Genomic DNA, 11,129 nt, shown 5'->3' on the forward strand with positions numbered 1-11,129 from the left:
CTCGGCGTCGACCAGGTGACCAAGCTCGTCGACGACCACACCAGCGGACGCATCCTCGGCTTCATCGGGGAACCCCGCGTCAACGTCCTCCAGCTCAACATCGCGCTGAAGGAACTCTTCGGGCGGTGACACGCACCGCGGTCAGGCGGGACGGCGGTCGGCCCCGGCGACCTCGTTGATCTTCCCGAACGGGACGTGGACGCTGGGCGTCGTCCGCGAGGTGCTGACCAGGTGGGTCTCCTGGTCGTCGAAGAAGATGTGCGGTCTGAGGATCTTCATGATCTCGCCCTTGTCGATGCCGCCGAGGAAGAAGGCGTCGTTGACCCTCAGGCCCCATCCCTTCAGGCTGGTGACCGCGCGCTCGTGGGCGGGTGCGTTCCGCGCGGTGACGATCGAGACGTGGAGACGGATCCGGTAGTCGGGGTTCCTCCGGCGTTCCTCCTCCTCGCGCTGCTGGATGCGGTTCACGCCGGCGAGGAATTCCTTGAGCGGCCCGGCGTCGTGCGGGATCGCGGCGTTCCTCGTCTCGTGGGCGCGGAACTCCTCGATCCCGCCCGTCTGGAAGACCTGCTCCGACTCGTCGCCCGCGAGTACGCCGTCGAAGTCGAAGGAGATGCGCAGGTCGTCGTCGTCCGAGTCGTCCTCGTGCGGCGTGCCCAGGACGTGTCCGGCCGCCAGACCGGAGGAGACGGCCCCTCGGACGTCCTGCCCGTTCGCCGACAGGAACAGCGACATGTTGAGCGCGGGCATGAAGTTGTACGGAGATCGGCCCTGCCTGAAGATGGCCCGGCTGATGGGCAGCCCGTGGGACTCTATGGAGCGCATGACCCGAAGTCCGGTGTCGGGATCGTTGCGGGACAGCACGATGACCTCCACCAGCGGGTCGTCGGCGGTGCTCAGGCTGTTGAGCGACAGCAGACGGCGGATGAACGGGAACGCCACTCCCGGCCGGAGTTCGTCGTCCCGGTGCTTCTCCTGGTAGCCGCGGTAGCCTTCCTCGCCGTGTTCGCGGAAGATGGCGTCCGACTCGGTCAGGTCGAAGAGAGCGCTGGACGCGATCCCGACGACGAGCCGGTTCGAAAGTTCGTAGCCCACAGCAATCCCTTGGTCGGCCGACTCCTCATGTCGTCGCATCTTCGCACCGGGGTTCATCGCTGGTGCCGACGGGTGTCCGCCGGACGGTCCGTGTGCCGGAAGACCGCCCGCCCGCGCCGGGCACTGCGGCGGGGGCGGGCAGGTCTCTCAGGCGGGGACGGGTGCCACGCGGGTGCCGGCGAGCACGGCCAGGGCGGCCACGATCTCGTCGCTCCTGGTCTTCGCGTCACCGAAGAGCATGGCGGTGTTCTCGCGGAAGAAGAGGGGATTCTGCACTCCGGCGTATCCGCTGGCCATCGACCGCTTGAAGACGACGACGTTCGCGGCCTCCCAGACCCGCAGGACCGGCATGCCGGCGATCGGGCTGCCGGGGTCGTCCATGGCGGCCGGGTTGACGGTGTCGTTGGCGCCGATGACCAGGACGACGTCGGTGCCGGCGAGGTCGTCGTTGATCTCGTCCATCTCCAGCACGATGTCGTAGGGCACCTTGGCTTCGGCGAGCAGCACGTTCATGTGGCCCGGCAGGCGGCCGGCGACCGGGTGGATGGCGAACCGGACGTCGACGCCCCGGGATCGCAGGAGGCGGGTCAGTTCGGCGACCGGGTACTGCGCCTGGGCCACCGCCATGCCGTAGCCGGGGGTGATCACCACTCGGGAGGCGCCGGCCAGGAGCTCGGCGGTCTCGTCGGCGTTGGTCTCGCGGTGCTCCCCCTGTCCGTCGTCGCCGCCGCTCCCGGGCGCCTCGATCCCGAAGCCGCCCGCGATGACGGAGACGAACGAGCGGTTCATGGCCTTGCACATGATGTACGAGAGGTAGGCGCCCGAGGAGCCGACCAGCGCGCCGACGACGATGAGCAGGTCGTTGTTGAGCAGGAAGCCGCTCGCGGCGGCCGCCCAGCCGGAGTAGCTGTTGAGCATGGAGACCACGACGGGCATGTCTCCGCCGCCGATCGAGGCGACCAGGTGCCATCCGAAGAGCAGAGCGATCGCGGTCACCGCGATGACCGGCCAGAGCGTCGGGCGGGCGACGAAGAGGACGGTGAGGACCACGAAGGCGAGCAGCGCGCCGAGGTTGAGGATGTTCTTGCCGGGCAGCACGAGCGGGGCGGACTTGATCCTCGCGCTCAGCTTGAGGTTGGCGACGATCGAGCCGGTGAAGGTGACGGCGCCGATGAAGATGCCGAGGGAGACCTCGGCGTGGTGGATGCTCAGGAGCGATCCGGAGAAGCCTCCCTCGCCGTGGCGTTCGACCTCGATGTAGGAGGCCCAGCCGACCAGCACGGCGGCGAGGCCCACGAACGAGTGCAGCAGCGCGATCAGTTCGGGCATGCCGGTCATCTTGACCACGCGGGCGCGCCAGAGCCCGATGACGGCGCCGACGGCGAGGGAGATCGCGAGGACGAGCGCGGTCGCACCCCGTACCGAGGTGTCGTGGAGGGTCAGCCCGATGGTGGCGGCGAGGGCGACGGCCATGCCGGCCACTCCGTACGCCCAGCCCTGCCGGGCTGTCTCGTGCTTGCTCAGGCCCGCCAGGGAGAGGATGAAGAGCAGGGCGGCGACGAGGTACGCCGCGGTGGAGATCGAGGCTGCGGTCACGTCAGTTCCCCTTGCTGAACATGGCGAGCATGCGGCGCGTGACCGCGAAGCCGCCGACGATGTTGACGGAGGCGAGCAGGGTCGCGAGGCCGGCCAGCGCCTGGATCGTGTGCCCGCCGAGCCCGACCTGGACCAGCGCTCCGACGACGATGACCCCGGAGATGGCGTTGGTGACGCTCATCAGGGGCGTGTGGAGCGCGTGGTGGACCTTGCCGATGACGTAGTAGCCGATGACGACGGCCAGGGTGAGTACGGTGAAGTTCTGCGGGATCGGCGCCGGGGCGAACGCGATCACGAGCCAGAGCAGGGCGATTCCGGTGAGGACGAGTGCGAGTTTCGCGGGGCCGGCCAGGGGCTTCCGCTGCGGTGTCGCGGCCACCGTGGCGGCGGGCGCGGTCGCGGGGGCGGCGCTGACCTGGACCGGGGGCGGCGGCCAGAGTTTCTCGCCCCGTCCGTCCCCGGTGGCGCGGACGACCGTGATGCCGCGCTGGACGGGGTCGTCGAGATCGAGGACGGCTTCGCCGTCCTTTCCGGGCGTGAGCAGTTTGAGCAGGTTGACGAGGTTGGTGCCGTACAACTGGCTTGCCTGGGTGGGGAGACGGCCCGCCAGGTCGCTGTAACCGAGGATGGTCACACCGTTGCCGGTGACGACCTTCCGGCCCTCGACGCTGCCGGCGACGTTGCCGCCCTGTGCGACGGCCATGTCGACGATCACGGAGCCCGCCTTCATCGTGGCGACGTCGGCTTCGGTGATCAGCCGGGGGGCCGGGCGTCCGGGGATGAGGGCGGTGGTGATGATGATGTCGACGTCGGCGGCCTGGGCGGAGTAGAGCTCGCGGGCGGCGGCGTCGTAGAGGTCCGAGGTGGCCTTGGCGTAGCCGTCGCCGGACTGCTGGGCCTCTTCGTCGACGACGACCGGGAGGTACTCGCCGCCGAGTGACTTGACCTGGTCGGCGACTTCGGGGCGCGGGTCCGTGGCGCGTACGACGGCGCCGAGGCTGGACGCGGCGCCGATCGCCGCGAGGCCCGCGACTCCGGCGCCGGCGACGAGTACCTTGGCCGGCGGGACCTTTCCGGCGGCGGTGACCTGGCCGGTGAAGAACCGGCCGAATTCGTGGGCGGCCTCGATCACGGCGCGGTAGCCGGCGATGTTGGCCATGCTGGACAGGACGTCCAGGGACTGGGCGCGGCTGATGCGCGGGACGGCGTCCATGGCCAGGACGGTGATGTCCCGTTCGGCCAGGGCGTCCACGAGGCCGGGGTTGAGTGCGGGAGCCAGTGTGGAGACGAGGTAGGCGCCGTCCTTCGGCTTGTCGACGTCATCCGGTGAGGGGCCGTTGACGCGCAGGACGATGTCCGCGCTCCACGCCTCGTTCGCGGTGCCCACGACGGCTCCGGCCGCGGTGTACGCGAGGTCGGTGAAGGCGGAGAGCTCGCCCGCTCCGGACTCGACGACCAGTTCGTAGCCGAGGGCGATGAGCTGTCTGACGGTCGTGGGTGTCGCGGCCACACGGGTCTCCCCGGTCGGCTCGCGAGTCACTCCGATGCGCATGGATAGGGCTCCTTCGGAAACGTGGGCCGCCGTGCACGGTTGGCGAGGGGGCGGGGGTCTGATGCTGCCCCGTTCGACCGGGGTGACACCAGACCTGGTTCGGGCGTGGATCGGCACACAGGATGCGGGTTGACGGCCGTACCCGTCGGGCGGTAGCCCGCCGGGGGTGGACGGCCACCGGGAACGGTGGATTCCTGCGGCCGTCGTGACGGTGCGGCCCGGTCCGCGACCGTGGCGACGATCCGGCGGACTCGGCCCCACCGGCACCGTGCACCGTGAACTCCCGTTCTGCATGGCGCCGTTGGCGCGTCTACCGATGAGACCGACGGGCGCGGCGACGGCTCCGTGTCCCGCGACGGCCGCCGTCGCCCTGCGTGTACCCGCCCGGCGCGGCCCGGGTCGCCCTCCCCCGCGTCTCGGGTGATCACCCCGCTGTACGCTTCGCGCGGGCGGTGGGATCGCGTGCCGGGAGACGACGGTTCCGAGCAGCGGGACCGCACGGGGGCCGGCTCGCTCCGGCGCCTCGGCCGGTGGCGCCGCATGCGTACGGAAGGCGCCTCCACCCGGCGCGCGGACGGGGGATCGCGGCGGGCGGGCCCCGGTGTCCGCCACCGACGCACGGCTACGCGTCGGTCAACGGGGCGTACGCGCAGACGACTCGATGCCGAAGTCGAAGAGAGAACGGAGACGCGCATGGAGATCACCGCGAACGTGCTGGTCGCCCTGGTGGCCGCACTGCACGTGTACATCCTGGTTCTGGAGATGTTCCTGTGGGAGAAGAAGCCCGGCCGTGAACTCTCCGGCCTTGACGCGGAGATGGCCCGGGCCACCGTGCCGCTGGCCGCGAACCAGGGCCTCTACAACGGTTTCCTCGCGGCGGGACTCGTGTGGGGGCTGTTCGCCGGGGACCCGACCGGTTTCCGGGTCCAGGTGTTCTTCCTCGTCTGCGTGCTCGTCGCAGGCCTGTACGGCGGCTTCACCGCCAACCGGCGCATCCTCACGGCCCAGGCGCTGCCGGGCGCGTTGGCGCTCGGCGCCGTTCTGCTGGCCGGCTGAGCGGTCTGTCGGGGTGCTGCCCCGGCCGGGCCGAGGATTCCGGCCGGGCCAGGGGTTCCGGGCCCTCCCCCACGATGGGGAAGGCGCCCGGCTCCCGCTCGTTCTGCCCTGCTCCGCCGACGGTGCCTTCTTCCCGTCCGCTCACCCGGGCCCGTCCCCTCACCCGGGCCCGTCCCCTCACCGGGCTCCGGCCACGGGTCGGCTTTCGGCAGGAGGGCCGACGGCCCTTCCTCCGGCTTCTCCGCGACGTGCGTTGGGCCTGCGGGCGATCCGGCGGCCGGGTCGGCGGGCGTGCGGCGGAGCACCGGGCACGTCCGTACGGCGAGTCGGGGCGGATGTCCGTGACCGCGAGCCAGGAACATCCGTTCACCATGCGGTGGGTGTCCCTCACCCACCGGCCGTCGGCCGCCCCGGCCCGTACGGCGCCGGCGCCGCGGGCCGCCCCCGCACGCCCCAAGGAGGAACACCGCTGATGACGGAAGACCGCACGGACCGGGGCTCACCGCCGCCGGACCGCTTCGGGGCCGCGCGCGCCTACGCGAGTCACCGGCCCGGTGTACCGCCGGAGGCGGCCCGGCTCCTCGCCGCGGCACTCACCGGGGTAACCGCCCCGGTGCTGCTGGACCTCGGGACGGGGACCGGCCAAGTTCCCTTGTCCATACTGGAGTCGCTGACTCCGTCCCATGTGTCCGTGGTGGACACGAGCCGTGAACGGATGCGTGCGGCGCTCGACGCCCTGCTGCCGGAAGTGGGCGCGTCGCGCGTCACCGGGTTCGCGGGCCGGGCGGAGGACTTCGGGCCGGTGGACGCGGACCGTCGTCCGCACCTGATCACGTGCTGCCGCGCCTTCCACTGGATGGACCGGCAGGCCGTCCTGGCGATGGCGGACCGGGTGGCCGCTCCCGGCGCCGTCTTCGCGGTGATGGGTGACGGCAGCCTGTGGACGCACGACGCCGACTGGACGCGCGCCCTGCGGTCGCTGATCCAGTCGTACCTCGGCCCCGTCCGTCGTGCCGGTACGACCGGCGCGTACGCGGAGCCGTACCGCCCGTACGAAGAGGATCTGGCCGGATCGGCGTTCAGCCGGGTGAGCGTGCACGAGTTCCCGGTGACCCGCGTCTGGACACCGGATCAGGTGTCGGGGTACCTCGCGACGACCTCGTTCGCCGGTCCGGCGCTCTTCGGTGACCGGCATGCCGCGTTCGAGGACGACGCGCGCCGGCTCCTCGCCGCCCACGCCGCTCTCGGCCCGCTGACCGAGGAGAGCGTGTTCACCGTGCGTCCCGCCAGGCGGCCGGGAGACCTCGCGTGAGGGGCGAAGCTGCCGGAGAGCAGCCCACCGCACTGCCGGCCCGCGCCCGCCGCTCCCTTCCGGGGCACGCCGAATGCGCGTTGCCGGACGCCCCGAACCGGGACCACGGCCCGGTGCCGCGTTCGCGCCGGCCGGACGGTGCCGGGGACCGGTGCGTGACGGCCGTTGCCGCCCAGCCCTTCGCCGTTCCCGAGCCCCGGCCCGCCGTTCCCGGCGACGCGGCGGAGATCGCGCGGCTGAAGTCGGCGCACACCTGCCCCGAGCCGCTTTCGCCGGAGAGGCTCGCCGCGACCCGCACCCTCCTGGCGGCCCGTCTCACGGCGGCCGGCAGCGCGGTGGCCTACGTGGTCGACGCGCCTGCGGGCGGCGGGCTGGCCAGTTGCGCGCTCGCCCTGGTGCATCCGGTCTTTCCCTCGCGCGACTCCCCCGAGGGCCTCGCGGCACACGTGGACGCCGTCGCCACCGAGCCCGCCCACCGTGGGCGCGGCTATGCCAGTGCCGCGCTGGGCGCTCTGCTGCGGCATCTGGAGGAGCTGGGCGTCACCGAGTACGCGCTCCACAGCGGCGGCGAATCGGTGCCGTTCTACGAGCGGTTCGGCTTCTTCCGCGACGCGGCGTTGCTGCGGATGACCCGGGCCCCCGTCCGTCGGCCCGGGGACGCGGCGGGGCTGTCGACCGCGCAGTTCGCGGAGACGGTCATGCATGCCACGGGCTTCGCCGGGCTGTACTTCACCGACGAGGACGGCCATCCCCTGCAACTGCACGCGGTGTACTCCTCCTCGCACCCGTGGCAGGTTCCCGGCGGCACGATGGACCCGGGCGAGCGCCCTTGGGGTACGGCCGTGCGCGAGTGCCGGGAGGAGACCGGGATCATCGTCGGCGGGCCTCCCCGCCGTCTGCTGGCCGCCGTCTACGGCCTGCCGGGCGCCCAGTGGCCGTACAGCACCTTCGGGTGTGTCTTCGACGGCGGGCGTCTCACCCGGCGTCAGATCGAGGCGATCGTCCTGGATCCGGCGGAGCACGACGAGGTACGGGTACGGCCGCTGGAGGAGTGGCGGGACCACATGCCCGACGGCGACTACCGCAGGCTGCTGGCCATCGACGGTGCCCGGCGGTCGGGCGAGACGGCGTACTTCGACACCTGGGACTGGGAAGCGGAATGAGGCGGGCCCCCGCCCGGGCGGTGTCCTCCCGGGCGGGGGCCGTGTACGGCGGCGCGGATGGCCGTGTACGGCGGCGCGGGCCGCCGCGACGGCCCGGGGGGCGTCCGGGATCGGCCCGGAGCTGCCCAAAGCGTCCGAGGGGCGCGGACCTCCGGTGCGGTGCGGGACGTGACCCCCGACGGTCATGATCGTTTGCAGGGGGTGATCCGTCCGACGGACCGGGATCACTTCCCCCGCACCAGAAAGACCGGTAACGCCGCATGAACATCAGCACCCGTCCCGCCTTCGGCCGGACGGCCGTCGCCGTCGCCGTCACCGCCGTCCTCTCCCTGGGTTCGGTGGCCGCGGCCGACGAGCCTCAGGGCTGGAAAGGAGAGGGCGGACTCAGCCTGACGGCCGACCAGAACAACAAGGTCGACGCCTACCTCGACCACGCCCGGCAGGCGGAGCGCACCATCAGCGTCCAGGTCCGCACCGCCGCCGCCCTCTCGGGCGCGGAGATCATCGGCTTCGACCAGCGCTTGAAGTCGCCCGACTCCCTGAAGCGGAAGGTCGCCACCGCGCTCGTCGGGGATGCGGGCCGCAACGTCGACACGGTACTGGCGGGCATCAGCGACGCCGTGCGCTACACCGTGCAGTGGCAGGACGCCGCGTACACGGCCGGCGTCACCGATGTTTCGAACACGCTCGACGCCTTCGGCAACGACAGCACCAAGTGGTCGAACACCTGGGGCCGCACGAGCGGTTACAAGGCCCTCAACACCGGTTGGCGGGCGCCCCGTTCGGGGCAGCTGTTCGAGATCCAGTTCCACACCCCCGCCAGCAAGCACGCACAGGAGGCCACCCACAAGCTGTACGAGGAGCAGCGGCTCCCCTCCACCAGCGCCGCGCGCAAGCAGCAGTTGCAGCGGGAGCAGGACGCGCTCTTCGCCGCCGTGCCCGTGCCGAGCGGCGCCGAGTCCCTCACCGCCCCGGGGACCGTAAGGACGCTGCCGGCGCCCGTGTGACCACGCCGGGCCCCGGCGGCCACGGAACAGCAACCGCGGCCGCGGGGACCGATGGTGGCGGGCGAGCACGCCGGGCCGGCCCCCTCAGGAGGCGCCGGCCCGGCTCGGCAACAGGGGTCGACTACGCGTCGGGCCCGGAGACCTCGGCCGCGAAGTCGTTCACCCGATCCGGGGTGATCCGGACGATCAGCCGCCTCTCCTCGGGACCCTCGGCAGGCGGGTCCTCCGCCAGGTAGCGCTGCGAGAGCCGCTTCGGCAGCGCCTTGTCCGGGTCGGGCAGCAGTTCGGCGGTGCCCCGGATCTCGGCCGACCGGTACGGGTTGCCCAGATCGAAGACCGTGAGGCTGACACGCGGGTCGCGCTCGATGTTCCGGGCCTTCTTCCGTGCGGAGGTCACGGAGATGAGCAGCGTGTCGCCCTCACGCTCGAACCAGACCACCGAAGTCTGCGGACTCCCGTCGGGGTTGATGGTGGCGAGGGTGGCGAAGTTCTTGCCGTCGAGGAGCTCGGCGGTGGCGGGGGCGAAGCCTTTGAATAACGTCATGTGCGGCGTCAACCGGGCCCCGGCGCGATCCATTCCCCGGCACACGTCGAGGCGGGCCGGGCGTCAGGCAACGGCGTCGGCGGCCGGGACCAGCATCAGGCATCAGGCATCAGGCGTCCATGGTCGCGGCGAGCGAACGGGGGCGCAGGTCGGTCCAGTTGGTCTCGACGAACTCCAGGCACGCTTCCCGGGTGTTCTCTTCGAAGGCGATGGCCCACCCTCCGGGGACCTCGGCGAAGGACGGCCAGAGCGAGTGCTGGCCCTCGTCGTTCACCAGGACCAGGAAGCGGCCTTCGGGGTCGTCGAACGGGTTGGTGCTCATGTGTCAGCGCCTCCTCGGCGGACCGGCCGGGCGGCCGTGTCGAGCGGGTGGTTCGCGGCCGTGCCGACGTCCACCCGCGGCGGAATCATTAGGTTAGGGTAACCTAATCGCCGTGAGCCTAGCCTTTCGACTTCCCTCTCACAAGGAGACGTTGATGCCTCCCGCGACCGAACGCTTCCGAACCGGGGACGGAGCCCGCCCGCCGCTGGGCGCGTTCCGCCGGACCACGGGCCGCCACCGCTCGGCCGGCCGGCCGTGACGGGCGCCTCCCTGGACCTCGCGGCCCACCGTCCCCCGTCCTTCGCGGACTTCGGGCTGCCGGGCAGTCCGGGGACCGAGGCGTTCTGGGCGGCGGCGCGCAGTCCCGTTGCGGTGCCGTCCGCCGGCGGCGGCTGGGTGACCCTCTTCCTGTGGCGCGGGTCCCCCGCGCGCATCGTCTTCGAGAGCTGGTCGGAGCCGGTGCCTCTGCGCCGTTTCGGCGACACGGACTGCTGGTACGCCGAGGTGGCGATGCCCGAGCGGCTGCGGGTGACCTACCAACTCCTCACGGACGACGGGGCGTACGCCGATCCGCTCAACCCGGCGGGCGCCGGCGGTGACCGCTCGCTGGCCGCGGCCCCGGACGCCCCGCCGCAGCCGCACTGGCCCCTGGTCGGAGCGGAGGACGTGCTGCCCCTTCCGCGTACCCGGCTGCGCTGGGCGAGCGAGCGGCTCGGCGGGCGCCGCACCGTACGGGTGCATCCGGCGGGCGGCGGCGGGCCGTTGGTGCTGCTGCTCGACGGGGACGACTGGCTCCATCTGCATCCGGCCACCACCGCGTTCGACTCTGCGGTGGCCGCGGGCGGGATGCCTCCGGTCACGCTGGTCTTTCTGCCGGTGAAGGACCGGGAGGCGGAGTTCGGGTGCCGGCCGGCGCTGTGGGAGGCGGTCCGCGACGAACTGCTGCCGTTGGTGGCGGAGTCCGGTGTGCCGGGTGACCCGGGCCGGCTGGTGGCGGTCGGGCAGAGCCTCGGCGGGCTGAGCGCGCTCCACGCGGCGCTGGACTTCCCGGAGCTGGTGTCACGGGTCGCGGTGCAGTCGGGGTCGTTCTGGTGGTCGCCGGACGCCGTGGGCGCGGCGGACCCGCTGGGCGGGCCGCCCGGAGGCGCCCTGGCAGCCCGGTTGCGGGAGCACCCCGGCCTGTCCGGGCTGCGTGTCGCGTTCGACGTGGGCGAGCACGAGACGCGGATGCTTCCCCACTGCGAGGCGGTCGAGTCGCTGGCCGAGGCGGCCGGGGCGACCGTACGGGTCTCGCGGTCGCCCTCGGGGCACGACCGGGTCGGCTGGCGGCACGCCCTGCTCAGGGACGTCGCCTGGGCGCTGGGCTGAGCCCCGGCCGACCCGGCCGCCCGGCCGCCCGACCGCCCCGCCGCCCGCCGCCCGACCGCCCCGCCGCCCCGCCGCTCCGACGGCCCCGGCGGTCCCGGCGGCCCCGGCCCCGGC

General features: G+C 72.5%; 11 protein-coding genes. 6 read left to right on the forward strand and 5 right to left on the reverse strand.

The genetic code is table 11. The annotated features are described in order from the left end of the window. Positions 1-129: potassium-transporting ATPase subunit C (locus ACWCWD_RS35800; RefSeq protein WP_450779682.1), on the forward strand; the 129-nt coding region annotated here is incomplete at its 5' end. Positions 130-141: 12 nt separating this feature from the next. Here ACWCWD_RS35800 and ACWCWD_RS35805 read toward each other — a convergent pair. From ACWCWD_RS35805 to ACWCWD_RS35815, 3 genes are all read right to left on the reverse strand, one after another. Next, positions 142-1,095, reverse strand: coding sequence for a 5'-nucleotidase (locus ACWCWD_RS35805; RefSeq protein ID WP_450779632.1), 954 nt, complete (start codon positions 1,093-1,095; stop codon positions 142-144). Positions 1,096-1,242: 147 nt separating this feature from the next. After that, entirely contained in the window at positions 1,243-2,691 is a 1,449-nt protein-coding gene (gene pntB, locus ACWCWD_RS35810) for a Re/Si-specific NAD(P)(+) transhydrogenase subunit beta (RefSeq protein WP_450779634.1), read from the reverse strand. A gap of 1 nt (position 2,692) precedes the next feature. Continuing rightward, positions 2,693-4,243 carry a Re/Si-specific NAD(P)(+) transhydrogenase subunit alpha gene (locus ACWCWD_RS35815; protein WP_450779636.1) on the reverse strand — a complete coding sequence of 517 codons (1,551 nt, stop codon included), beginning with the start codon at positions 4,241-4,243 and terminating at the stop codon, positions 2,693-2,695. Between the two features lie 693 nt (positions 4,244-4,936). On the opposite strand from ACWCWD_RS35815, the gene ACWCWD_RS35820 reads away from it, so the two are divergent. The 4 genes from ACWCWD_RS35820 (at position 4,937) to ACWCWD_RS35835 (ending at position 8,781) form a co-directional block, all read left to right on the forward strand. Continuing rightward, the gene (locus ACWCWD_RS35820) at positions 4,937-5,299 is read left to right on the forward strand and encodes a DUF1304 domain-containing protein (RefSeq protein ID WP_450779638.1); all 363 of its coding nucleotides are present in this window, start codon (positions 4,937-4,939) and stop codon (positions 5,297-5,299) included. Positions 5,300-5,771: 472 nt separating this feature from the next. Further along, entirely contained in the window at positions 5,772-6,611 is an 840-nt protein-coding gene (locus tag ACWCWD_RS35825) for a class I SAM-dependent methyltransferase (protein WP_450779640.1), read from the forward strand. A gap of 155 nt (positions 6,612-6,766) precedes the next feature. Continuing rightward, positions 6,767-7,774, forward strand: a complete 1,008-nt coding sequence (locus ACWCWD_RS35830) for a GNAT family N-acetyltransferase (protein ID WP_450779642.1) — start codon at positions 6,767-6,769, stop codon at positions 7,772-7,774. Positions 7,775-8,034: 260 nt separating this feature from the next. After that, complete coding sequence (locus ACWCWD_RS35835; RefSeq protein ID WP_450779644.1) at positions 8,035-8,781, forward strand: ATP nucleotide 3'-pyrophosphokinase; 747 nt, start codon at positions 8,035-8,037, stop codon at positions 8,779-8,781. A 121-nt stretch (positions 8,782-8,902) separates the two neighbouring features. Here the strand turns inward: ACWCWD_RS35835 and ACWCWD_RS35840 are convergent, their stop codons facing one another. Together ACWCWD_RS35840 and ACWCWD_RS35845 are read right to left on the reverse strand one after the other, a co-directional pair. Next, positions 8,903-9,325 (reverse strand): PPOX class F420-dependent oxidoreductase, encoded by a 423-nt coding sequence (locus ACWCWD_RS35840; protein WP_450779646.1) that lies wholly within the window; start codon positions 9,323-9,325, stop codon positions 8,903-8,905. Between the two features lie 109 nt (positions 9,326-9,434). After that, the gene (locus tag ACWCWD_RS35845) at positions 9,435-9,647 is read right to left on the reverse strand and encodes an MbtH family protein (RefSeq protein ID WP_450779648.1); all 213 of its coding nucleotides are present in this window, start codon (positions 9,645-9,647) and stop codon (positions 9,435-9,437) included. Between the two features lie 255 nt (positions 9,648-9,902). Here ACWCWD_RS35845 and ACWCWD_RS35850 point away from each other — a divergent pair, with 255 nt between their 5' ends. Continuing rightward, positions 9,903-11,015 (forward strand): alpha/beta hydrolase-fold protein, encoded by a 1,113-nt coding sequence (locus tag ACWCWD_RS35850; protein WP_450779650.1) that lies wholly within the window; start codon positions 9,903-9,905, stop codon positions 11,013-11,015. Positions 11,016-11,129 lie beyond the last annotated feature (114 nt).

The sequence above is a fragment of the Streptomyces sp. NPDC001493 genome, assembly GCF_053597235.1.